The following is a 22,843-nucleotide window of genomic DNA, read 5'->3' as shown; positions in this document are numbered from 1 at the left end:
CAATGCAGCATCGTTTCCATGGCGACTCTCTCCTCATCACCGTCCGCTCCTGCGATCACGCAGAACCCCGACATCCGCTATCTGGGGCGCCTGCTGGGCGATGTGATTCGCGCCTATGGCGGGGATAGCCTCTATCGCCAGACCGAATATATCCGCTCCGCCTCGGTCGATCGGGCGCGCGGCATACAGGGCGCGGACCTTGTCGATACCGGGCTGGACGCGCTCAGCCTCGACGACACGCTCAACTTCACCCGCGGCTTCATGCTGTTTTCGATGCTCGCCAATCTGGCCGAGGACCGGCAGGGGGTCGCGGCGGACCCAGGGGCCGATGTGGCGTCGGCGATCGCCCGGCTCGATTCGCACGGAATTGATCGTGACGCGGTTCTGGGGCTGCTGGCGCATTCGCTGATCGTCCCCGTTCTCACCGCCCACCCGACCGAGGTGCGGCGCAAGAGCATGATCGATCACAAGAATCGCATTGCCGATCTGATGCTGCTCAAGGATGCGGGTCGCCAGGAAACGGCTCACGGCGAAAATCTGGATGAGGCGATTTTTCGCCAGATCGCCCTGCTGTGGCAAACCCGTCCGCTGCGCCGTGAAAAACTGTTCGTCGCGGACGAGATCGACAATGTGCTCACCTATTTCCGCGACATATTCCTGCCTGTCCTGCCCGCCCTTTATACGCGGTGGGAGCGGGTGCTGGGCGCGCGCCCGCAAAGCTTCCTGCGGGTCGGCAGCTGGATCGGCGGCGACCGCGACGGCAATCCCTTCGTGCAGGCGCCCCAACTGGAATTCGCGCTCAAGCGGGGGGCGCAGGCGGCGCTCGCTTATTATCTCGATGCGCTGCATGCGCTAGGCGCGGAACTCTCGCTGTCTACCGAACTCGCCCATGTGCCGCAGGCGGTGCTGGATATTGCCGACGCCAGCGGAGACGAGTCGCCCAGTCGGCAGGACGAACCCTATCGCCGCGCCATTTCGGGCATCTACGCCCGGCTCGTCGCCACCTATGTGGCGTTGACCGGGGATCAGCCTCCGCGTCCCTCCAGCCTGAAAGGGCAGGCCTATGCCAGCCCCGCCGATTTCCGCCGCGATCTCGTCACCGTGGCCCAAGGGCTGGCGAGCGAGGGCAATGGCGCGCTGGCGACCGGGGGCGCGCTTGGCCGTCTGATCCGTGCGGTCGAAACCTTCGGCTTCCATCTTGCCACGCTCGACATGCGTCAGAATAGCGACGTGCATCAGCGCGTCGTTGCGGAACTGCTGAAGGTAGCGGGGGTCGAGCCGGACTATGCCGCGCTCGACGAATATGCCCGTATCGCGCTGCTGCGCCGGGAACTGGCCAATAACCGCCCGCTGGGGTCGCGCTTTTCCGACTATTCGGAGGAAACCGCGTCGGAACTGGCGATCGTCCATGCCGCCGCCGAAGCGCACCGCATCTATGGCCCCGCCTGCATCACCCATTATATCATTTCCAAGGCGGAAAGCGTGTCGGACCTGCTGGAGGTCAACATCCTGCTCAAGGAAGCCGGCCTGTGGCGCGCCGGCGTAGAAGGTTCGCCGCCCCAGGCGTCGATCATGTCGATTCCGCTGTTTGAAACCATCGCCGATCTGGAAGCTGCGCCGCAGATCATGTCGGCCTATTTCGGCCTGCCCGAAATAGCTGGCGTCGTGAAGCAGCGCGGCCATCAGGAAGTGATGATCGGCTATTCGGACAGCAACAAGGATGGTGGCTACATCACATCGACCTGGAGCCTGTTCAAGGCAAGCAAGGCGCTGGAGCCGGTCTTTGCCGAAGCCAGCGCGGCAATGCAGCTGTTCCATGGGCGTGGCGGCGCGGTCGGGCGCGGCGGTGGTTCCGCCTTCGCCGCGATCCAGGCTCAGCCGCGCGGCACCGTGCAGGGGCGCATCCGCATCACCGAACAGGGGGAGATGATCGCCGCCAAATTCGGATCGCGCGACGTCGCCATGACCAATTTGGAGGCGATGACGAGCGCGACCCTGCTCGCCAGTCTGGAACCCGAAGGCATTTCGGACAAGGACGCAGCGCGTTTTGCAGGCGCCATGGACGAACTGTCGCAAAACGCCTTCAATGCCTATCGCGATCTGGTCTACGGGACGGACGGCTTCAAGGAATTCTTCCGGCAGCTAACCCCGATTCAGGAGATTGCGGGCCTCAAGATCGGCTCCCGCCCCGCCAGCCGCACCAAAAGCGACCGGATCGAGGATTTGCGCGCCATCCCCTGGGTGTTCAGTTGGGCGCAGGCGCGCGTCATGCTGCCGGGCTGGTATGGCGTTGGCCATGCGATCGCAGCCTTCGAGGACAAGGCGCTGCTCGCCGACATGGCGCAAAGCTGGTCTTTCCTGAAGTCGGCCATGGGCAATCTGGAAATGGTGCTGGCCAAATCGGATCTGGGCATTGCGGCGCGCTATCTGCCGCTGGTCGAGGATCAGGCGATGGCCGAACGGCTGTTTGGCCGTATCCGTGAAGGCTGGGCATTGACCCATGACGGGCTGATGGCCGCAACCGGGCAGAGCCGTCTGCTGGAAAAGAATCCGACGCTGGAAACGTCCATCCGGCTCCGACTGCCTTATATCGAACCGCTCAACCTGCTTCAGGTCGAACTGTTGAAGCGCCACCGCGCGGGCGAGGATGATCCGCGGATCAAGGAAGGTATCGAATTGTCGATCAACGCCGTCGCGACGGCCCTGCGCAACAGCGGATGAAATGGAAATCCGGAACGGCGGCAGTCCAATGCGCCGTTCCGGACCCAGTCCCTGATCAGGGCGAAGCCTGAGCGGGGATCGGCTGGTGGGGCGGGCCGTTACAGACCGCCCGATCCTTTAGAATTTCGCGACGACACCCGCCATCGGACGGATCGACCGGAAATTGCCCAGCGTGTCTGCCTGCACCCGGAAACGGATGTTGCTGCTGGCGGCCGAACCGCCCATATCAGCCGCCGACAGCTCGACGCCCGCGCCATAGGTGGTGCCATGGAAATCCGGGCTATCGGGGCCAAGCGCGTCGAAATTGACCCACTTGTAACCGACCTTGCCGAAAATCAGGCTGTCCTTGCCCGCCTTCACGCCGACCCGGCCAGCTGCGCCATATTCCCAGTCGATGTCGCCCGAAACGCCCTTGGACGCGGACCCTTCGACGCCGACGACCAGCGGGCCAGCGACATTATAGTTCACGCCAGCGACGCCTTCGACCATCCGGCCCTTATAGCCGACCGGAGGAATGCCTTCCTTGCCGGTTTCGCTATCGAAATTATGCACACCGCCCATCACGCCGACATAGGGCTCGATGCGGCTGGGGGAACCAGCCTGATCCTGCGCCATGGCGGCGGGAACGAAGGACGCGGCAGCAACTGCCGTCAAAAGCAGTGTCTTCATGGGTATGACCCTTTTCTGTTGTGGATTGGTGCGACGGTGTGGACCCGCCGGGTCGCATGAATGAGCGCTACAAGCGGCTCAGGCGACGCGGGATAAATGGCCGGCCTTGCCCGAAGGTTTCCTGAACGGATTATAAATATCGCGCAAAAGACGATTATGTGGCGGAAAAAACACGCTTTCTGTCACCCCGATGAACGAAATGCCACTTATCTGAACCTGCGATAAGCACTCGGCTGCCCTGCCAAATCCATTCACAACCAATTCAACCGCCGGGCGTTACGTCATCATCAGATGGGAAAGAGGAGAAAGACGATGACGGGCTTCCGACATCGGATTCTGGCCGTGATCGGACTGGCAGGCGCGCTGGCACTGGGCGGCTGCGCCTATGACGATGGCTATGGTTATGGCGGCGTGAGTGTCGGCACCGGCTATTATGGCGGTGGCGGCTATTATGGCGATGGCTATTATGGCCCGACTGGCTATTATCAGCCCGGCTTCTACAATGGATGGTATGACAATTTCTATTATCCCGGCACCGGCTATTATGTTTACGACCGCAATGGCCGCCGCCAGCGCTGGAACGACCGCCAGCGCCGCTATTGGGAAGGCCGCCGTGCCGAGCGGCGCGATGACCGGCGCGACGACCGACGTTATGGTCAGTGGCGCGGGCGGGATCGTGACGGGCGCGATGGCCGCTGGCAGGGCCGCGATGGCCAGCCGGGCACGCCGGGCACGCCGGGCACTGGTAACTGGACCAATCGTCCCCGCCCTTCGCAGGGCACGGACAGTCCGCGCGGTCGCGGCAACTGGCGCGGCAATGATGCCGTGCGCCCGACCCCGCAGCCGGGTCTGCGCCAGCCGCAGGGCCGCCCGCAAATGAACCAGCCTCGTCCGCAACGTAATTGGGGTACCCGTCCGGCACCGTCAGAACGCGCCGTTCGCTCGCGCGCGCCCGGCGCCTCGCGGCAGGAACGTCCTGACTGATGCGGGGTTCGGTAAAGGCTATCATGCTGCTCCCCCTCCTGTTCGTCGCGGCCTGTGACGGGCGGGAGGAGAGTGCGATCGACAATCTCGCCAATGGCGCCAATGCGACCCAGGTGGAAAATAATGTCCGCGCTGAGGCGATGGCGGTCATGGAACCGCTCAACCCGCCAGCGCCGGGCACGCCGGGCGGCTTGCCCGACGACCGTACGCCGCTGGAAGAAGGGGCGATCGACCCCGGCAGCGGCCAGGGGGCGGCGCAGGTGGTGCAGGGCTATTTCGCGCTGCTGGAGGAAAAACGGTTCGAGGACGCACAGGATTTGTGGAATCCGACCGGTGCGATCGGCCAGCAGGACGACGCGCATTTCGTCGCGCGCTTCCGTGGCTTTAGCGAAATCCACGCCAATATCGGCGCGCCGACCGAGCCGGAGGGTGCGGCAGGATCGCTCTACGTCAGCGTGCCGGTGCAGATTTACGGCAGGCTCGCGGCCAATGGCAAACCCTGGTACGCGCTGCGGCAGGCCATATTGCGCCGGGTGAATGACGTCCCCGGATCGACCGCTGAACAGCGCCGCTGGCATATCGAAAGTTTCGGGCCTTATACCCCGCCAACTGTCGACGCAGCCGATAATTCGGCGCAGGCGACACAGTCCGTTTCCCCAACCGACGGGATGGCGGCGAAGCGCTGATTCATGATGCTCGCGCGGGCCGCTCGTTCCTCGACGGAGCGAAGCCTGTGATCGCATCCATAAAAAAAGCCCGCCTCCAATGTCTGGAGGCGGGCTTTTCATTCAGCAAAGTCAGGCGACGCTTGCCTTGACGATCTTGCCGGGCGTGCGCGGCGGCTCGCCCTTGGGCAGCGCGTCGACATGCTCCATGCCCGACGTCACTTCGCCCCAGACGGTATATTGGCCGTCCAGGAAGGTCGCATCGTCGAAGCAGATGAAGAACTGGCTGTTGGCGCTGTTCGGGTTGGACGAACGCGCCATCGAGCAGACGCCGCGCAGATGCTTTTCGCGGCTGAATTCGGCCTTCAGGTCCGGCTTGTCGGGATGACCGCCCATGCCGGTGCCGGTCGGGTCGCCGCCCTGCGCCATGAAGCCGGGGATGACGCGGTGAAACACGACGCCGTCGTAAAAGCCTTCCTTGGCGTTTTCCACGATGCGCGCGACATGGCCGGGCGCCAGGTCGGGCCGCAGCTTGATGACGACGTCGCCGCCACTGTCGAGGCTAAGGGTCAGGGTATCGTCGGCCATGAAAAATCCTCTCTTTGGGGGATGGGGTAGTGCTGGCACCCATATAGAGGCTGTAAGTCACGATGGAAGCCCGTGTTTTGGGCTTCTGGCCCGTCTGCGCCATTGCAATTATATTGTGCATGGGCGAAAGGATCGGAATGCAACAGGAACCGGACAGTAGGGGGCGCCATGAGCGAGCGCGGCGACATAGCCCAGCCCCTGTTGGACGGGGATGATGCAGAGGAAGCGATCGCCGCTGCGGCTGAATCGCGCCATGATGAGGATGACCGGCTAAAGCCCGAATTCGTCTCCGCCGTGCTGGATGCGGTGGAGGAAGGCGAGGCCGAACGTGCGCGCGACCTCGTTTCGCCGCTCCATCCCGCCGACATTGCCGACCTTCTCGAACTCACCCCGGCCGACCGGCGCGGCGAGCTGGCCACGGCGCTGGGCGACCTGGTCGGCGCGGAAGTCCTGTCCGAACTCAATGACTATGTCCGCGACGATCTGATCGGTGATCTGGCGCCCGAACAGGTCGCCGAATTCGCCTCCGAACTCGATACCGACGACGCCGTCGCCATGATCGAGGATATGGAGGAGGCCGACCAGCAGGCCGTCCTTGAGGCGCTCGACCCGGAAGATCGCGCTGCGATCGAAAGCGCTTTGTCCTACCCGGAGGAGTCCGCCGGCCGGCTGATGCAGCGCGATCTGGTCGCGGTGCCCGAACATATGACCGTGGGTCAGGTGATCGACTATCTGCGCGACAATGGCGACCTGACGACCGATTTCTGGGAAATCTATGTCGTCGACGCCATGCACCGGCCGATCGGCTATTGCCAGCTCAGCTGGATTCTCACCTGCCCGCGCAGCGTCGCCATGGCCGACCTGATGAAGCGCGAACAGACGCTGATCCCGGTCGACATGGATCAGGAGGAAGTCGCGTTGCGCTTCCAGAAATATGCGCTCATCTCCGCCGCCGTGGTCGACGGCAGCGGGCGGCTGGTCGGCATGATCACCGTCGATGACGTCGTCCACATCATTTCCGAAGAAGCGGGCGAGGATATTCTGCGCCTGTCGGGCGCGGGCGAGGGCGACATCAACGAACCGATATTGATGACCGTGCGCGCGCGCCTGATCTGGCTGGTCGTCAACCTTGGCACCGCCATGCTCGCCGCTTCGGTCGTCGGCCTGTTTGAAGGGACGATCGCGCGCTTCGCGATGCTGGCGGCGCTGATGGGCATCGTATCGGGCATGGGCGGCAATGCGGGGACGCAGACGCTGGCCGTGGTCGTGCGCGCGCTTGCCACCAATCAGCTGACCAGTTCCAACACGGTGCGGATGATCGGCCGGGAATTCCGCATTGCCGCGACCAATGGCGCGGCGCTGGGGACGCTGATCGGCATCGGCTCCTACATCATCTACGGGCGGATCGACCTGTCGCTGGTGTTCGGCGCGGCGATCCTGACCAATAATCTGGTCGCGGGGCTGGCAGGCGTGCTGGTGCCGATCACGCTGGAACGCAATAATGTCGATCCCGCCGTGTCGTCCGCCGTGTTCGTGACGATGATGACCGATTCGCTGGGCTTTTTGAGCTTCCTGGGGCTGGCGACCTTGTTCCTGCGTTGAACCGCGACGCGCGCGTCCCCAGATCGCCGCCATGCCGCTGCACATCACCAAGATCGCCTTCCAGAGCGAAAGCCCCGCCAGCCTGAAAGCCTGGCTGGAAAGCCACGCCGATGAAGCGCGGCTGACCACCCGCTATCTGCCCAAGCGGGTCGAGGAAATGGCAGGCGGTTCGCTCTACTGGATTCACGGCCACCGCATCGTCGGCCGCAGCCCGATCCTTGGCTTCGCCGAAACCGGCCAGGGCCGCCACTGGATCCGCATCGCGCCGACGCTGATCCCGGTCCATCCCATGCCAAAGCGCGCCCATCAGGGCTGGCGCTATCTGGCGCAGGAGGATGCTCCGCGCGACCTGGGCGAAGGGGAAGAAGATGCAACTGCAGCGATGCCCGCCGCACTGCTGGGGGAACTGGCAAAACTGGGGCTGGTGTAGAGGCGCGTGCCCTTCTCCCCGCCGGGAGAAGGATATGAAGCCTTACCGCACGCAGTGCGGTTAGGCGCAGTTGGAAGAGGGGGGCGTTCGCTAACGACAAAAAGTCGGTCGCTTATTCAAGAATGCGTAATGCTCAGAAGCAGACGTCGATTTCCCAAAAAGTGCGGTTTCGTCACTTTCCAACTGACCTGATCTGCCATCCCTGCGGGTAGAAGCGGGCATTTGGGGCAGCCTTGGAGGTCATACTGGTTGGCCTTGGCTTCGATAGATACACGGTCACCGTTTGGCCTTTTTTCAGATATGGTCCGGGAGGTGAGCACATGCCCCGGCCGTCATAAACATGATAATTTAGCGGATAAGTTGGATAGGGAAACTGCCCGGAGACTACCTGTTGGACACGCAGAGTTGCTAGGGCAAATCCGGACGTGGCCACGTCGTTCGTGACCTTACCGATCAACACAACGTCGTAGTTGGCGCGGGCGGGATCGAATGGGGGTGAAGCCACCGTGCAGGCGTAACTCGGGGGTGAAAATACGAGCGTAAACCCAGTAATCGCTGATAATTTAATGTGCTTCATAACCAGTCCACTGTGTTGCCCGAACGATGTTAGATAGCAAATGGAGACTATTCGGTAACCGACTACACAAAATGCTGACCGGCCTCACAAAACGTCCGTTTCTGCGCCGGCGGGCTGGGAAGCAAACATTCCGGAACCCACCCACCCTCACCCCAACCCCCGCACCCGCTCTCCCACGACGCGCAGTTCCTCGACAAACCGCGCCCGCTCCTCCGCCGCTTTCGCCGCATCCGGTAGCCGCAGCAAATAGCTCGGATGCACCGTGATCCAGCCTTCCGCGCCGTCCGCCAGCGGGATCGCCGTGCCGCGTAGCTTGCCGATCGTCACCGCCTTGCCCAGCAGGGCGCGCGCCGCGGTTGCGCCCAGCGCCACGATCACGCGCGGGCGCACCAGCGCCAGTTCCTGTTCCAGCCACCACCGGCACGCCTGCACCTCGCCCGCCTGCGGGGTCTGGTGGATGCGGCGTTTGCCACGCGGCTCGAACTTGAAATGCTTGACCGCATTGGTGACATAGGCCCGCGCCCGATCCACCCCGGCCTCCGCCAGCGCGGCGTCGAACAATTGCCCCGCCGGGCCGACAAAGGGCCGCCCGGCCAGATCCTCCCGATCGCCCGGTTGCTCGCCAATGAAGAACAGGGGCGCATCGACCGGCCCTTCGCCAAACACCGTCTGGGTCGCGGGGCCATGGAGCGGGCAGCGGGTGCAGCCGCGCGCTTCCTCGCGCAGCGCGGTCCAGGCCGCCATGGCGTTGCCGGGCCGTTTTTCAGGTAAAGGGGCTGTTCCGATCATCGTCGCCTCGCGTGCCTGCGCGCCCGCCACCAGCGCCGGGATGAGCGCCGCTTCGGGCAGATTGCGCCAATATTTTTTCGGCATTTCGGACAGCATCGCCCCGACCTTCAACCGTGCCGGATTGAAGATGGCGGCATAATAGCCCTTCCATATATCCTCTACCGGGTCGTCCCCCGGCGCATCGCCGCGCGTTGCGCCCGGTCCCTCGGACAGCGTCTCGCCATCCCAGTGGATGCTCAATTCCGGCGTTAGGATCGACCAGCGCATCGTCGCGAAGCGCCGCACGAAGAAGCCCGCATTGGCGCGTACGATATGCTGTTCCGGCTCGAACCAGGCGACAAAGCGTGTGCCATCCGCATCCTCCAGCGCCCGGAAGCGGACGAAGGCGCGCATCTTGTGGATGTCGCGCCGCACCGCCTTGGCCAGTCCCTCGATCCGGCGCAGCAGCGGATCGGCCTTGTCCTCCATCGTGCCAGGCCGGTCGCGCAACTGCATCAGCAGCGCGTAAAGCAGGGCGAAGCGTTGGGGATCACGATGCAGGATCGCGCTCTGGGCCAGATCGACGAAGGCGCGTGGCACGCCGAAGGCGCCTTCAGCCGCAACGGGCGGCGGCGCATCGCTGGCGAACAGGTCGCCATCATCCCCGCCGACCTGCCAGACGATGTCGGCCGGATCGACCCCGGCCAGCGCAAAGCCGCGCGCCTTTGCCCGCCATCCGTCAAAATCATCCGGGGCGGCCAGCGACGCGCGGTACATGGGCGTTTTAGCTGTCGGCCTCTGCGCGCGCCAGTTCGGCGGGCTTGCGCTTGGCAAAGGTGGCGGCCAGCGATTTTTCCTCGTCAGCCGTCAAATCCTTGGCGGCGTTCGGGAACATCTCTTCTTCCTCCTCCTCGATATGGTGGAGGTAGCGTTCCTTCATCTTGGCGAATTTCTTGCGCCATGCTTCGCCATCGAACTTCAGGTCGTCCAGCTCTTCCAGATAATCGTCGATTTCCTTATGCTCGGACACGCTGTGCTGCGCATCCTCGCGCAGGTCCGGGCGTGCCAGCATGGTCGCATAGAGCGTCTCTTCCTCTGCAGCCGCATGGGCGCTGACCTCTACCTTGAACTGATCGAACAGTTTTTTCAGCCGGTCGGAATCGTCTTTCGCGTCCGCCATCTTGGCGAAAAGCTGACGATGCGCGTCATGATCCTGTTTCAGGCGGTCGAAAATCGTGCGGTCGGCCATCACCTATCCTCCTCTTGGGTTCGGGAGGAGAACGGCGAAACCGGCAATAAGGTCCGCGTCAGCCGAACAGGAAGCGGAAGATGATCGCCACCGGTATCCACAGCATCGCGCCGACCAGACTGGCGGCCCAAAGCTGGAGCAGGTCGCGGCGGAACCGCAGCGCCAGCCCGTTGCGCGAAAGGTCGCTGCTCTCCAGCATCTGCCAGCGCCTTTCCAGACCGCGCGCTGCAACGGCAAAGCCCGCGATCGCGACGATGATGCCCAGGTGCAGCACCAGCGATCCGCCCATCTTGGCAACGATGAAAATCTGCAACAGGCAGAAGGTGACCAGCGCCGCAGCGAGATGCGTGCTGATCCGCTTTGCGTAACCGACCTTCCGGCTGGCGATGGCATGACCGTCGAACATTGTCGCCAAGACCCTGACCCCCTTGGATGACTGAGTGTCAAGAGTTTCATGATCCATTCCTGCGATCAACCGGAAAATGCGTCATTTTCATGAAAAAAGATCAAGTTGTGCGGGGGCAGGGGTCATCTGGCTGCGCAGGTCCGCTTGATCGGAAAGCTGCACGGGGCGCCAATCGCTGGCAATCAGAAACGGGCGCAGCTTCTTGATCGATGTCGTCAGTCGCGCGACATCGTCCAGTCGTAACCGGCGGTGACGCCGACTGGCGAGGATGCGGTTGACCGCCTTCACCCCCAGTCCGGGTATGCGCAGCAGCATTTCGCGCGGGGCGCGGTTGACGTCGACGGGGAAAATGTCGCGATGGCGCAGCGCCCAGGCCAGCTTGGGGTCGATGTCGAGCGGCAGGCAGCCCGTCACCGGATCGGTCGCGCTCGCCACCTCCTCCGCGCCATAGCCGTAAAAGCGCATCATCCAGTCCGACTGGTAGAGCCGATGTTCGCGCAACAGCGGCGGTCGCCTGAGCGGCAGCACGGCGCTGGGCGATGGGATTGGCGAAAAGGCGCTGTAATAGACCCGGCGCAACCTGTGTCGGTCATACAGGCTGCTGGCGCGCGTGATGATCGCGCTGTCGCTGGCATCGTCCGCCCCCACGATCATCTGGGTCGATTGCCCGGCGGGGGCAAAGCGCGGCGCATGACGATATTTGCGCCGCGCCTCGCCCATATCCTCCATCGCATGGCGCATGCCCGCCATCGCGCCTTCGATCCGCACGCCATCCTTTTCCGGCGCCAGCCGCTCCAGCCCCGCCTGTGTCGGCAATTCGACATTGATCGACAATCGGTCGGCAAACAGCCCGGCCTGATGCGCCAATTCGGGGTCTGCATCGGGTATGGTCTTGAGGTGAATATAGCCGCGGAAATCATGCTCTTCGCGCAGGCAGCGCGCTACCGCGACCATCTGCTCCATCGTATAGTCGGAAGAGGCGATGATCCCCGAAGACAGGAACAACCCCTCGATATAGTTGCGCCGGTAGAAGCTGAGCGTCAGGTCGACCACCTCCTGCACGGTGAAGCGCGCCCGCCTGACGTCGCTCGACCGTCGGTTGATGCAATAGTGGCAATCGAAAATGCAGCTGTTGGTCAGCAATATCTTGAGCAGGGAGATACAGCGGCCATCGGGCGCATAGGCATGGCATATCCCCATACCCTCGGTCGATCCGATTCCCTTGCCCCCGCGCGAATCCCGCTTCGCCGTGCCCGATGATGCGCAGGACGCATCATATTTGGCCGCGTCGGCCAGGATTTCGAGCTTTTGACGAGTGGAAAGGGCGACCATATCGTTCCTGATATGTTCTAAATTGCCCCCTGTCCACAATCTCGATCAACTGGTGGGCGGATCAGACTTCGCCGTCGAGCACCTGCCGTACCTTGACCGCCAGCTGGTCCAGCGTGAACGGTTTGGCCAGGAAGGAAACGCCGGGGTCCAGCATCCCGTTATGGACGATGGCGTTGCGGGTATAGCCGGTGGTGTAGAGCACTTTCAGCCCCGGCCGTGCCTCGCGCGCTCGGTCGGCCAAGATGCGGCCGTTAATGCCCGGCATGACGATGTCGGTAAACAGCATGTCGATGTGCGGCTGGATCGTGAGCATCGCCAACGCCTGTTCGCCGTCCGACGCCTGCACCACGGTATAGCCCAGTTCGCGCAGCGAATCGACCGACATATGCCGCACCCGCTCTTCATCCTCGACCAGCAGGATGATTTCCTCGCCCTGTGCGCGGGGCAGGCTGTCGGACAGGGGGGCGACATAGCTGCCGGTCGCATCCGGCCCATAATGGCGCGGCAGGTAGATTTTGATGATCGTCCCCTGGCCGGGCTCCGAATAGATTTTCACATGACCGCGCGACTGTTTGACGAAGCCGAACACCTGGCTCAGCCCCAGCCCGGTGCCCTTGCCCACGCCCTTGGTCGTAAAGAAAGGGTCGAACGCGCGCGCAACCACGTCCGGCGGCATGCCGGTGCCGCTGTCGGTGACCGATACCATCACATATTGGCCCGGCGTCACCTCGTCATGGGTCGCGGCATAGGCATCGTCCAGATGCGCGTTGCCGGTCTCGATCGTCAGCTTGCCGCCGCCCGGCATCGCGTCGCGGGCATTGACGCACAGGTTGATGATAGCGTTTTCCAGCTGGTTGGCGTCGATGCTCGCGCGCCACAGGCCGCCTGCCAGCACGGATTCCACGCGCACATCCTCACCGATCGTCCGGCGCAGCAGTTCGGACATGCCACCGACCAGCTTGTTGACGTCGGTCGGTTGCGGGTCGAGCGGTTGCTGGCGCGAGAAAGCGAGCAGCCGCGCGGTCAACTGCGCGGCGCGCTGCGCCCCTTCGGTCGCATTGTCGATGCCCTTGATGACGCGGGGGTCGCCATCGTCACCCAGCCGCCGCCGTGCCATGTCGAGCGAACCGATGACGATCGCCAGCATATTGTTGAAATCATGGGCGATGCCGCCCGTCAGCTGGCCGATCGATTCCATCTTTTGCATCTGGCGCAACTGCGCTTCGGCGGCCTCGCGCTCCTGCGCCTCGGTGATCAGCCGTTCGTTGGCCTGTTCCAGTTCCCGCCCATGCGCGACCGCTTCGCCCATGCGCCGCTGCGCGGTGCGCAGCGCCATCAGGCCCAGCAGAATGGCCAGCGCAGCGCTGACCGCAAGGCCGCCGGACACCAAAATGCTCAGCCGGTCATTGTTCGCCGTGCGATCGCGCAACAACGCTTCCTCGCGCGCCTTCATCGTGGCGATCCGTGCCCGGATGCCCGCCATCAATATCTGGCCGCGCGTAAAAATGCTGGGGTCGATGGGAAGCCCCGCCCGCTTGCGGGCTATCGCTCGTTCCAGATAGGCGCTGCGCCGCGCGATCAGATCATCCAGCCCGTCGACCGCTTGCGCCTGCACGGGATTGTCTCTCACATCCTGGCTGAGCGTCGCCAAATCCCTGCGCCACTGGCGATCGAATCCATTATAGCTGTCCAGAAATTCGGGCCGTCCGGTCAGCAAATAGCCGCGCTGGCTGCTTTCAGCCGCCTGGACCTGCACCATCATCGCCGACAGCCGGCTTTCCACCCGCAACGTATGTGCGACCCAATTGGCGCTCGCCTGCTGGCTGCGATACAGCCAGAATGTACCCGTTACCGCCATCATGACGACCAGCATTGCAAGCAATAACAGGATGATCGACCGTTCGGGGCGGATGGCAGGCATGGCGCCTTTCATGGTTAAATGCAGCGCGCAGGGCAAGCCCCAATGCAAAGCGTGCAATCCCCAAAGCCTTGCCATCGCGCCAGCATCGCGCCATCACCCGCGCCATGCAATGGCAATTCTGGATCGATCGCGGCGGTACTTTCACCGATGTGGTGGCGCGCGGCCCCGATGGGCGGCTGCACACCGCCAAACTGCTGTCCAGCGACCCGGAACGCTATGTCGACGCGGCGGTAGAGGCGGTGCGCCGACTGACGGGGGCAGGGGAAGGGCCGATCCCGCCCTGTCGCTTGCGGATCGGCACCACCATCGCCACCAACGCCCTGCTGGAGCGCAAGGGCGAGCCGACCCTGCTCGCCATCACGCGCGGTTTTCGCGACGCGCTGCGCATCGGCTATCAGGACCGGCCAGACCTGTTCGCGCGCCACATCATCCTGCCCGACCCGCTTCATGCGCAGGTGGCGGAGATGGACGAACGGGTCATGGCAGATGGCACGGTCCTGACCGCGCTGGACCGGGACGCCGCCCGCGCGGCGTTGCAATCGGCCTATGACGGCGGCCTGCGCGCGATCGCCATCGTGCTGATGCATGGCTATCGCTATCCCGCGCACGAACAGGCGATCGCAGCGATCGCCGCCGAAATCGGCTTTACCCAGATTTCGACCAGCCATGACGTCGCGCCGCTCATCAAGCTGATCGGGCGCGGCGACACCACATTGGCCGACGCCTATCTTTCGCCCGTGCTGCGCGCCTATGTCGACGGGCTGCGCAACGCGCTGGGCGATCGGGCCGACATGCTGTTCATGCAATCGAGCGGCGGCCTGATCGACGGCATGCTGTTCCGGGGCAAGGACGCGATCCTCTCCGGCCCGGCGGGCGGCATCGTCGGCCTGGCCCGGACCGCGGAACAGGCCGGTTTTCGCGCGGTGATCGGCTTCGACATGGGCGGCACCTCGACCGACGTGTCCCATTATGCCGGTGCCTATGAGCGCGACAATGAGGCACAGGTGGCCGGTGTGCGACTGCGCGCGCCGATGATGCGTATCCACACCATCGCGGCGGGCGGCGGATCGATCTGCAGCTTCGTCGATGGCCGCTTCCGCGTCGGGCCGGAATCGGCGGGCGCGGTGCCGGGACCGGCCTGCTACCGGCGCGGCGGACCGCTCACCGTCACCGACTGCAACCTGCTGCTCGGCAAGATCCAGCCCGATCATTTTCCCAGCCTGTTCGGCCCGAATGGCGACCAGCCGCTCGATGCCGATGCGGCGCAGGCGCGCATCGCCGCCATCTGCGCGCAGGTGCAGGCGGAAACCGGCCAAACCCTGAGCGTGCGCGACGCCGCTCAGGGCTTCATTGCCGTCGCCGTCGCCAGCATGGCCAATGCGATCAAGCGCATCTCGGTCGCGCGGGGCCATGACGTGACGCGCTACACGCTTGCCAGCTTTGGCGGGGCAGGGGGGCAACATGCCTGTCTGGTCGCCGATGCGCTCGGCATGGACCGGGTGATGATCCATCCGCTGGGCGGGGTGCTGTCGGCCTATGGCATGGGCCTGGCCGATCGTCGCGCGGTGCGCGAACGCACGCTGGCGCTGCCGCTGGACGCGCAGACCATGGCGGACCTCGATGATGCACTGACGGCCCTGGCCGCCGACGCCCGCGCCGACCTGCCCCAGGCCGACCGGATCGAAACGCTGCTGCGACTGCGCTATGACGGCACCGACAGCCTGTTCGACGTGCCCCTGGCGGACATCGACACCATGCGCGCGGATTTCCTGACCCAGCATAAAGCCCGCTTCGGTTTCGCCGGGCAGGGGCGCATCCTCATCGACATGGCCCGTGTAGAGGCGATTGCCGGGGCGAGCGAAGCGATGACCGACATCGCCGCCATCGCCGCGCAACCAGCACCGCCGCTCGCCCATGTCGATTACGCTGGCGAAGCCGCGCCGGTCCACGACCGGGCGGGCCTGGCCCTTGCCAGCATCATCGACGGACCGGCGCTCATCATCGACCCTGTGTCCACGACCGCCGTCGAACCGGGCTGGCGCGCGCGGCTGGACGCCATCGGCAATCTCATCCTCACCCGCCATGCCCCGCGCCCAGCACCGCAGAGCGGGGACGCCAGCGCGGTCGATCCCGTCCGGCTTGAAGTCATGGGCGGCCTCTTCATGGCTATTGCGGAGGAAATGGGCGCGGCGCTTCAGAACAGCGCCTCTTCGGTCAATATCCGCGAACGGCTCGATTTCTCCTGCGCCCTGTTCGACGCGGCGGGCAATCTCGTCGCCAACGCCCCGCATATGCCCGTCCATCTGGGCAGCATGGGCGACAGTATCCGTACGATCATGGCGCGGCGCGGCATCGGCCGGGACGGGACGCCGATCGACGGGCGCGGGATGCAGCCGGGCGACGTCTATGTTCTCAACGCCCCCTATGATGGCGGCACCCATCTGCCCGATGTCACCGTGGTCATGCCCGTATTCGTCGGCGGCGACGCCCCGGCCTATTATGTCGCGGCGCGCGGCCATCATGCCGACATTGGCGGCATCACCCCCGGATCGATGCCGCCCGGCAGCGTGTCGGTCGAGGAAGAAGGCGTCATCCTCGACAATGTGCTACTGGTCGATCGCGGCACATTTTGCGAAGCCGACATGCGCGCGCTGCTGGCGTCGGGGCCATGGCCTGCGCGCAATATCGACCAGAATATCGCCGATCTCACGGCCCAGATCGCTGCCTGCGCACGCGGCAGTCAGGAATTGTTACGGATAAGTAACGATTATGGCGCGGCCACTGTCGCCGCCTATATGGGCCATGTGCAGGATCAGGCCGAATCCGCGGTCCGCCGCCTTATCGGTCGCCTGTCCGACGGCCATTTCACCTATGCGATGGACAATGGTGCGATTGTTCAGGTCACTGTTCAGCTTGATCAGGGCACCGGATCGGCCACGGTCGATTTCACCGGATCGTCAGCCCAGCTTCCCGGCAATTTCAACGCCCCTGCTTCGGTCGTCCGCGCCGCCGTCCTCTACGTCGTTCGCACCCTGATCGACGAAGCGGTGCCGATGAATGACGGCTGCTTGAAGCCCATCACCATCATCGTCCCTGAAGGCTCGATGCTCCGCCCCCGCCATCCCGCCGCCGTGGTCGCGGGCAATGTCGAAACCAGCCAGGTCGTCACCGACGCGCTGTTTGGCGCCCTGGGTGTCATGGCGGGCGCACAGGGGACGATGAACAACCTCACTTTCGGCAATGCCCGGCACCAATATTATGAAACCATCGCCGGGGGTTCGGGCGCTGGCCCCGACTTCGATGGCGCGCCGGTGGTCCAGACCCATATGACCAACAGCCGCCTTACCGATCCCGAAATCCTCGAAACCCGCTTCCCGGTCTTGCTGGAAGAATTTTCGATCCGGCCCGGCTCCGGCGGGCAGGGCGTGCATCGCGGCGGCGACGGTGCGCTGCGCCGCATCCGCTTTCTGGAGGATATGACCGCAGGCATCCTGTCCAACCGCCGCACCGTCCCGCCCTTCGGCCTTGCGGGCGGCGCGCCTGGCAGTCCCGGCCGCAATGCGATCGAACGGGCGGACGGGGGCATCGAACCGCTCGGCCCCACCGCCACCACGGCCATGCGGGCAGGCGACATATTCGTCATCCAAACCCCCGGCGGCGGCGGCTTCGGCGCTTCCGATCCCGCTTGACAACAGCCCCGCGCGGGGCTGTTGTCACAGGCAGGGGGAGGGGTGAATGACGCCGGACGCAGCAACGCAGATCAGATGGGGCGTCGGGGCCGCGATCCTCGCCGTGGCGCTGGTCGCGATCCTCGCGCTGATCCCCGATCCCTTCTTCCGCCAGCGGGTGATCGCCACGACGCTCGACGATGTGGAGGGCGTTTCCCCCGGCGTGCAGGTCTATTTTCGCGGCGCGCCGATCGGGCAGGTCCGCTCGGTCGAACTGGACGGCCCCAGCCGCACCTTCGCGGTCCATATGGGCGTGGCGAAGGACTGGCGGCCATCCCCCTGCGCCTTTGCCACCGTCGCCGCCGCCAATCCGCTGACGGCCCCGCGCATCGAACTGGTCGCGCTGGAAACCGCGACTGCCCAATGCGCGACTGCCCGCCGTGCCTATGGCTGTGATCCTGTCGCCGGGCCACAGCGCGCAGACGCCATTGCCGGATGCCGCCGCCCTGCCGACCTGTTCGAAACCGCATCGGTCGCGATCGGCGAAGCCGCTGCCGTCGCCCGCACCGCCAACGCCATGGCGCAGCGGCTGTCCACGATGTTGCAGGGCGACGGATCGGGCAGCGCGGTCGATATGGCAAAGGTCGCCCGCAACGCGACGGAAACGCTGGCCGCGCTCAACTCGCTCAGCACCCAACTCGACCGCAGCTTCAGGCCGGGGCAGGGTGACATCGCGCTCACCCTCTCCCATGTCCGCAAGGCGACCGGGCGCGCATCCGAAATCGACGTCGCTGCGCTCAACGGCATATTGCGCGAAACCCAGGCGATGGTGGCGCAGAACCAGACCAGCATCGCCGGGTTGCTGGCCGAAGGGAAGGGCAGCGCCAGCGAAGCACGGATGATCCTCGAAGGGGCATCCGCCTCGCTGATCGCCACCAGCGCCAATCTGGAACGCACCAGTGCCAGCCTTGGAAATCTCAGCGAGCGGCTGGCGGGCGATCCGACCTTTGCGATCCGGGGCCAGCGCTACGCCGATCCGCCACCGCCGGGAGGAAAGAAATGATCCGCCTCGCCTCGATCCTCCTGCTTCTCACGCTCCCGGCCTGCGCTGCGCTGAAAGGCGGGGACGCCCCCGTCACCATGCGGGTCTCCCCGCGCTTTGCCGTCGGCCCGCTCCAGCCCGCGCCCACGCTCGCCGTCGCCCCGGTGCAGGCGCGGGGATTGAGCGGCGGAGCACGCTATGCCTATGTCGATGCCGCCACGCCCGGCGAAATCCGCCAGGCCGCGACCCTGTTCTGGGAAGAACCGCCCGCCACCACGCTTGCCCGCGCGCTGGTCGCCGGGCTGCGCACCCGCTTTGCCGCCGTCACCGGGCCGGACCTGTCGCTGGCTGCCGACCGCCGAATCGTCGCCACGCTCGACCGGTTCGAGGAAGTGACCGGCGCGGGCGCAGCGCAAGCCGTTATCGCCTTCGACGTGACGCAAGTGGCGCTGGGGAAGGCGGTCTGGACCGGCCGCTATTGCGCGACCCAGCCGATCACCTCGGCGGCAGGCACGGCGCGCGCCGCCGCGTTTCAGGGCGCAATCGAGCAGGCGGTCGCGGCCTTTGTCGAGGACGCCGTGTCGGGCAGGGTTACTACTGCTTCCTGTTGAACAACATTATGTGTTCCCGCGCAGGCGGGAACCCAGTCCCACCCTTTGAACTGGGTTCCCGCCTGCGCGGGAACACATAGTGCTTGGCTCATACCAACCGCCCCGCCTCCAGCCGATAGACCCGCTCGCACAATCGTTCCGCCAGCGCCGCATCCTGTGTCAGCAGCAGCAGCGCGCGACCATGCGGCACAGTCCGCCGCCGCACCTGTTCCTCCAGCGCCGCGCCGCGCGCATAGGCGCCCTCGAACGGCTCGTCCAAAATCAACAGGTCCGGATCGCGCATGAAGGCCCGCGCCAGTTCCGCCCGTCGCCGTTCGCCGATGGACAGCATGTCGGCGCGGATGCCCGCCGCCTGCTCCAGCCCATATTCCAGCAGCAGCCGGTCGATCCGCCGCCTTGCTCGCGCGTCGAGTCCGCCCATGCGCCCCAGCGCCAGCCGCATATTCTCCTCGACGGTCAGGTCGCCCAGCAACGACCCGCCCTGCATCGCCAACCCGCATCGGGCGCGCAGCAAGCGGCGCTGGTCGGTATCCGCCTCGTCCAGCGCGATCCCCATCAGCCGCACCATGCCGCTGCCCGGTTCCGCCAGCCCGACCGCCAGCCGCAACAGCCAGCCCTTGCCCGCGCCGCTCTCCCCCACGATGGCGACCCGCTCACCTGCGCCGATGTGCAGGTCGATCCGGTCCAGCACCCGCGCGCCGCCCAGCACCAGACTGACGCCCTCAAATGCCAGCATCTCGCTCATGCCAGGGCTGTCCACAGGACCGCTGCGGCAAAAATTCCCAGCAACCCGGCGGTAAAGGCCGTGGTCGCGCGACGGCCAATGTCGGCGGGGGACCGCACGCGCCTTGCCCCCACCGCGCCGCCCACGCCAAAGGCGATCAGCGCATAGACCAGCACCTTGGCCATGCCGGTCAGCATCGCGGCCGCCGCCTCATGGGAAAAGGCGAAGCCCGCCCACTGCGCCCAGCCGATATTGGCTATCAACCGCAGCGGCAGCGCACAGCCGACCAGCGCCGCCAGACCGGCAAGCATCATATGGATCGGCACCGACAACAGCACCGCAACCAGCGCTGGACCCAGGGCATGGCCGACAGGATCGCGCCCCAGCGCCTCCAGCGCGTCAATCTCCCGGTTGAGCGACATTGCCCCCAGCCGCGATGACAGCGCCACCGACACGCTGCCCGACGCGAACAGCCCGACCAGCAGCGGCACGATGTCGCGCAGCAGCGTTTCGGCCAGCGCCGACTGGACCGGAATCTGCGCATTATACAATGCCAGCAGCCGCGCCGCGCCGATCCCGGCGATCATCCCCGCCAGCGCGGCGAGCGGCAGCAGGGTGCGCAAGGGGCGCCACACATGCAGCGGCAAGCTATCGGCCAGTTGTCGCTGCGCCAGCCGGTCGCCCGCCACCAGCCGCCGCGCCATGCCGCGCGCCGCGCGCCCGATCAGCCACAGTCCTGCGCCCACCGCGGCGACGATCTTGCGGCTGCCCCTCAACGTGCCCATGGTGCCCGAACGATCGTGCCGTCGCCGCCCAGTTGCACGGCGCGATCATCCTCGATCGGGCCGGGCGTCAGGACCAGTTGCGCATCGGGCATCTCCCCCGGATCGGTCGTGGCGTATAGGCTGTCCGCCGTGCGCACCAGCGCTACCGCCATCCGCGCATCCGCACCGTCCAGCCTGTCGATGATCGCCTGAACATGGGCGTTCAGCAGCAACTGGACCAAATGTCCCCGCTGATGCAGCGCGCCCATCATCGCGCGCGCCCAGCCATCGGCCAGATCGCCCGCGAACAATGGCACCCGGTCGGGATATTGCGCGTACAGCGTCGCCAGCAGCGCGCCCGGATCGGGGCAGGCGCCGTCGCCGCCGGGTAGGATGGCCACGCGCAGCACCCGCAAGGCCCGCCGCCCCGACGCGCCCAGCAACCGCGCCATGATCCGCACCTGCTCCCGGTCCAGATCCTTGATCGCCTCGCTCAACTCGTCATAGGGAATGATGTCGGGGTGCAGCCGCTTGGCATCGTCGCGCACCGCCCCGAATGTCCAGCCCTGCACCAGCTTGGCCGCCATCCAGCGATCATGTTCGGCGCGTGACAATTCCTCCAGCTCGTCGGGCGTCAGCACCAGTGACGGCCCGCTCCCTTCCACCAGCCGCGCGCCGATGTCGCGCAGCTTCAGGCTATAACAGTCAGCGACCAGCCGGTTATCGTCGCGAAAGGATTCGGGCAGATCGTCCCACTCCTGCATCGACGCGCGCACGCCGATCCGCTCGCCTTCGGCAAAGCGTCCCTCCAGATAGAAGTCATGGATCGACCGCGCCAGCACGTCATGCCGGTCCTGCAACAGCATGTCGGGATCGGCCAGATTGGCCAGTGCCCCGAACGGCAATATTCCTGCGCCCAGCCGCGCGTCATACCCGCTATCCATGCGCACATGGATCGGCGGCGCGACCAGCGCAGCGGTCCGATAGCGTGCATCGACCGCCAGCGCGATCGCCAGCGTCCGATCGTCGCCGCCCGCATCGATCAGGATCGCGACGGGTTCCCCATGTGCCGCGACATGCTGGTCGATCAGCGCGCCAATTCCCGTCGGGTCGGCGCGTGCCTCGACAAAGCGCAGCGGCGACAGTGTGTCTGCGCCCGGATTGCGCGCGCGGAAACCCGCTTCGGCCTTCGCCGCATCGGCCAGATGAATGACAAAGCCCGGCTTTCCGCCATCGCGATAATGGCCGCCCGCCAGCGTACGAAGCACATAGCGTTCGATCAGCGGCGTGAAGCCGATGACCAGCACCCCGCGCCCCGCCTGTCCCGCGCGGGCAAAAGCGTCGATCGGGCGGGCCAGCGCCAGCTGTCGCGCGGCGATGTCCGGCAGCGCCGCCATCCGTACCCGCGCAGTCTTGCGGTCGCCCTGCTCGAATCGCTGCTCGACGCTGCGTCGCAGGTCCAGATCATCGACGCGCAGGATGACGTCCAGCGGATCACCGGCGGCGCGTACCCGCGCCGCCTCAGCCATCAGGACGGCGGCCAGCGCGATGTTGGTCCGCGCCTCGCGGCTCAGCAGCATCGCCGCCCGCGCCTTGTCCAGCGCCAGCGCCTGCACGCTTTCGTCCGTCGCCGCCTGCTCGACCTCCGCTGCCCCGGCTTCGATCGCGTCGGGGACCCAGCCGGCGCGTCGATCGCGTGGCCACAGCAGCACCCGCCGCCCTTCGTCCAGCGCGCCGAGCGCCGCCCGCGCGGCCAGTTCGCTATCGGCGTCGCCGGAAATCACCAGATGGTCGCCGCGCGCCCGGACAAGCGCCAGCCGCCAGGGATTGCGCACCTGCGTCCACGCCAGCCCGGCCATGGACCATACAGTCAGCAGCGGCAGCGCCCAGCGCGCGATATGCAGCGCGACGGGCAGGTCGCGGTCCTCCAGCGCCTGCGGGAAATGGCCGACGGCCAACCCTAGCGACCGAAGTGCATCCTGCGGCAGGGTAGAGGCGATGCCCGCCTGTTCACAGGCCTGGGAAAAACCCCATATGCCCAGCAGAAAGGCGATCCCCAGCGCCCCGAACCGCACGATCGGCGCGACGGGCGGTCGCCATGCTCCCTTGCGCCAGTGCATCG

General features: G+C 65.5%; 18 protein-coding genes. 8 read left to right on the top strand and 10 right to left on the bottom strand.

Annotated features, from left to right (window positions below):
- Window positions 1-18 precede the first annotated feature (18 nt).
- Window positions 19-2,721 carry a phosphoenolpyruvate carboxylase gene (gene ppc, locus AC07X9_RS10950; protein WP_017181966.1) on the top strand — a complete coding sequence of 901 codons (2,703 nt, stop codon included), beginning with the start codon at window positions 19-21 and terminating at the stop codon, window positions 2,719-2,721.
- A gap of 117 nt (window positions 2,722-2,838) precedes the next feature.
- Here the strand turns inward: ppc and AC07X9_RS10945 are convergent, their stop codons facing one another.
- The gene (locus AC07X9_RS10945) at window positions 2,839-3,390 is read right to left on the bottom strand and encodes an outer membrane protein (RefSeq protein ID WP_017181965.1); all 552 of its coding nucleotides are present in this window, start codon (window positions 3,388-3,390) and stop codon (window positions 2,839-2,841) included.
- 312 nt (window positions 3,391-3,702) lie between these two features.
- Between AC07X9_RS10945 and AC07X9_RS10940 the strand changes: the two genes are divergently transcribed.
- Both AC07X9_RS10940 and AC07X9_RS10935 read left to right on the top strand, forming a co-directional pair.
- Window positions 3,703-4,374 carry a hypothetical protein gene (locus AC07X9_RS10940; protein WP_017181964.1) on the top strand — a complete coding sequence of 224 codons (672 nt, stop codon included), beginning with the start codon at window positions 3,703-3,705 and terminating at the stop codon, window positions 4,372-4,374.
- A complete protein-coding gene (locus AC07X9_RS10935; RefSeq protein ID WP_026002192.1) occupies window positions 4,374-5,060 on the top strand; it encodes a hypothetical protein in 687 nt (228 codons plus the stop codon). The genes AC07X9_RS10940 and AC07X9_RS10935 overlap by 1 nt, the downstream gene beginning before the upstream one ends.
- Window positions 5,061-5,171: 111 nt before the next feature.
- Here AC07X9_RS10935 and AC07X9_RS10930 read toward each other — a convergent pair whose 3' ends face one another.
- A complete protein-coding gene (locus AC07X9_RS10930) occupies window positions 5,172-5,627 on the bottom strand; it encodes a peptidylprolyl isomerase (RefSeq protein ID WP_017181962.1) in 456 nt (151 codons plus the stop codon).
- Window positions 5,628-5,795: 168 nt separating this feature from the next.
- Between AC07X9_RS10930 and mgtE the strand changes: the two genes are divergently transcribed.
- A complete protein-coding gene (gene mgtE, locus AC07X9_RS10925; protein WP_017181961.1) occupies window positions 5,796-7,229 on the top strand; it encodes a magnesium transporter in 1,434 nt (477 codons plus the stop codon).
- A 31-nt stretch (window positions 7,230-7,260) separates the two neighbouring features.
- Window positions 7,261-7,659, top strand: coding sequence for a DUF1489 family protein (locus tag AC07X9_RS10920; RefSeq protein ID WP_017181960.1), 399 nt, complete (start codon window positions 7,261-7,263; stop codon window positions 7,657-7,659).
- A gap of 724 nt (window positions 7,660-8,383) precedes the next feature.
- On the opposite strand, the gene AC07X9_RS10915 is transcribed toward AC07X9_RS10920, so the two are convergent.
- The 5 genes from AC07X9_RS10915 to AC07X9_RS10895 all read right to left on the bottom strand — a co-directional run bounded on the left by AC07X9_RS10915 (window position 8,384) and on the right by AC07X9_RS10895 (window position 13,912).
- On the bottom strand, window positions 8,384-9,781 hold the full coding sequence (locus tag AC07X9_RS10915) for a UdgX family uracil-DNA binding protein (RefSeq protein WP_017181959.1): 1,398 nt from the start codon (window positions 9,779-9,781) through the stop codon (window positions 8,384-8,386).
- A gap of 7 nt (window positions 9,782-9,788) precedes the next feature.
- The gene (locus AC07X9_RS10910; RefSeq protein WP_017181958.1) at window positions 9,789-10,253 is read right to left on the bottom strand and encodes a hemerythrin domain-containing protein; all 465 of its coding nucleotides are present in this window, start codon (window positions 10,251-10,253) and stop codon (window positions 9,789-9,791) included.
- Window positions 10,254-10,311: 58 nt separating this feature from the next.
- Window positions 10,312-10,668, bottom strand: coding sequence for a hypothetical protein (locus tag AC07X9_RS10905; protein ID WP_026002191.1), 357 nt, complete (start codon window positions 10,666-10,668; stop codon window positions 10,312-10,314).
- 78 nt (window positions 10,669-10,746) lie between these two features.
- Complete coding sequence (locus tag AC07X9_RS10900; protein ID WP_017181956.1) at window positions 10,747-11,991, bottom strand: putative DNA modification/repair radical SAM protein; 1,245 nt, start codon at window positions 11,989-11,991, stop codon at window positions 10,747-10,749.
- Window positions 11,992-12,052: 61 nt separating this feature from the next.
- Window positions 12,053-13,912 carry a CHASE3 domain-containing protein gene (locus tag AC07X9_RS10895; RefSeq protein WP_017181955.1) on the bottom strand — a complete coding sequence of 620 codons (1,860 nt, stop codon included), beginning with the start codon at window positions 13,910-13,912 and terminating at the stop codon, window positions 12,053-12,055.
- Between the two features lie 104 nt (window positions 13,913-14,016).
- Between AC07X9_RS10895 and AC07X9_RS10890 the strand changes: the two genes are divergently transcribed.
- From AC07X9_RS10890 to AC07X9_RS10880, 3 genes are read left to right on the top strand one after another with little or no spacing between them, the layout of a single operon-like run.
- Window positions 14,017-17,601 carry a hydantoinase B/oxoprolinase family protein gene (locus tag AC07X9_RS10890; protein WP_026002190.1) on the top strand — a complete coding sequence of 1,195 codons (3,585 nt, stop codon included), beginning with the start codon at window positions 14,017-14,019 and terminating at the stop codon, window positions 17,599-17,601.
- A 46-nt stretch (window positions 17,602-17,647) separates the two neighbouring features.
- Window positions 17,648-18,643, top strand: coding sequence for an MlaD family protein (locus AC07X9_RS10885; RefSeq protein ID WP_017181953.1), 996 nt, complete (start codon window positions 17,648-17,650; stop codon window positions 18,641-18,643).
- A complete protein-coding gene (locus AC07X9_RS10880) occupies window positions 18,640-19,233 on the top strand; it encodes an ABC-type transport auxiliary lipoprotein family protein (protein WP_017181952.1) in 594 nt (197 codons plus the stop codon). Before AC07X9_RS10885 ends, AC07X9_RS10880 begins: the two co-directional genes overlap by 4 nt.
- A gap of 88 nt (window positions 19,234-19,321) precedes the next feature.
- Here the strand turns inward: AC07X9_RS10880 and AC07X9_RS10875 are convergent, their stop codons facing one another.
- The 3 genes from AC07X9_RS10875 to AC07X9_RS10865 are packed head-to-tail and all read right to left on the bottom strand — an operon-like array spanning window position 19,322 to window position 22,841.
- Window positions 19,322-19,978: an ATP-binding cassette domain-containing protein gene (locus AC07X9_RS10875; protein ID WP_017181951.1), complete on the bottom strand. Its 657-nt coding sequence runs from the start codon at window positions 19,976-19,978 to the stop codon at window positions 19,322-19,324.
- Window positions 19,975-20,742 (bottom strand): ABC transporter permease, encoded by a 768-nt coding sequence (locus AC07X9_RS10870; RefSeq protein ID WP_017181950.1) that lies wholly within the window; start codon window positions 20,740-20,742, stop codon window positions 19,975-19,977. Before AC07X9_RS10870 ends, AC07X9_RS10875 begins: the two co-directional genes overlap by 4 nt.
- Window positions 20,730-22,841, bottom strand: a complete 2,112-nt coding sequence (locus AC07X9_RS10865) for a RyR domain-containing protein (RefSeq protein WP_017181949.1) — start codon at window positions 22,839-22,841, stop codon at window positions 20,730-20,732. Before AC07X9_RS10865 ends, AC07X9_RS10870 begins: the two co-directional genes overlap by 13 nt.
- Window positions 22,842-22,843 lie beyond the last annotated feature (2 nt).

This window comes from Sphingobium sp. GW456-12-10-14-TSB1 (genome assembly GCF_059424385.1).
Note: the sequence above shows the minus strand (reverse complement) of the source record. Positions and strands in the feature narration are given on the sequence as shown.

Coding starts and splice junctions, on each gene's coding strand:
- AC07X9_RS10870 (WP_017181950.1), bottom strand. CDS start 20,742: ATGGGCACGTTGAGGGGCAGCCGCAAGATCGTCGCCGCGGTGGGCGCA.
- AC07X9_RS10940 (WP_017181964.1), top strand. CDS start 3,703: ATGACGGGCTTCCGACATCGGATTCTGGCCGTGATCGGACTGGCAGGC.
- ppc (WP_017181966.1), top strand. CDS start 19: ATGGCGACTCTCTCCTCATCACCGTCCGCTCCTGCGATCACGCAGAAC.
- AC07X9_RS10875 (WP_017181951.1), bottom strand. CDS start 19,978: ATGAGCGAGATGCTGGCATTTGAGGGCGTCAGTCTGGTGCTGGGCGGC.
- AC07X9_RS10945 (WP_017181965.1), bottom strand. CDS start 3,390: ATGAAGACACTGCTTTTGACGGCAGTTGCTGCCGCGTCCTTCGTTCCC.
- AC07X9_RS10935 (WP_026002192.1), top strand. CDS start 4,374: ATGCGGGGTTCGGTAAAGGCTATCATGCTGCTCCCCCTCCTGTTCGTC.
- AC07X9_RS10915 (WP_017181959.1), bottom strand. CDS start 9,781: ATGTACCGCGCGTCGCTGGCCGCCCCGGATGATTTTGACGGATGGCGG.
- AC07X9_RS10900 (WP_017181956.1), bottom strand. CDS start 11,991: ATGGTCGCCCTTTCCACTCGTCAAAAGCTCGAAATCCTGGCCGACGCG.
- AC07X9_RS10865 (WP_017181949.1), bottom strand. CDS start 22,841: ATGCACTGGCGCAAGGGAGCATGGCGACCGCCCGTCGCGCCGATCGTG.
- mgtE (WP_017181961.1), top strand. CDS start 5,796: ATGAGCGAGCGCGGCGACATAGCCCAGCCCCTGTTGGACGGGGATGAT.
- AC07X9_RS10885 (WP_017181953.1), top strand. CDS start 17,648: ATGACGCCGGACGCAGCAACGCAGATCAGATGGGGCGTCGGGGCCGCG.
- AC07X9_RS10880 (WP_017181952.1), top strand. CDS start 18,640: ATGATCCGCCTCGCCTCGATCCTCCTGCTTCTCACGCTCCCGGCCTGC.
- AC07X9_RS10895 (WP_017181955.1), bottom strand. CDS start 13,912: ATGCCTGCCATCCGCCCCGAACGGTCGATCATCCTGTTATTGCTTGCA.
- AC07X9_RS10890 (WP_026002190.1), top strand. CDS start 14,017: ATGCAATGGCAATTCTGGATCGATCGCGGCGGTACTTTCACCGATGTG.
- AC07X9_RS10930 (WP_017181962.1), bottom strand. CDS start 5,627: ATGGCCGACGATACCCTGACCCTTAGCCTCGACAGTGGCGGCGACGTC.
- AC07X9_RS10910 (WP_017181958.1), bottom strand. CDS start 10,253: ATGGCCGACCGCACGATTTTCGACCGCCTGAAACAGGATCATGACGCG.
- AC07X9_RS10920 (WP_017181960.1), top strand. CDS start 7,261: ATGCCGCTGCACATCACCAAGATCGCCTTCCAGAGCGAAAGCCCCGCC.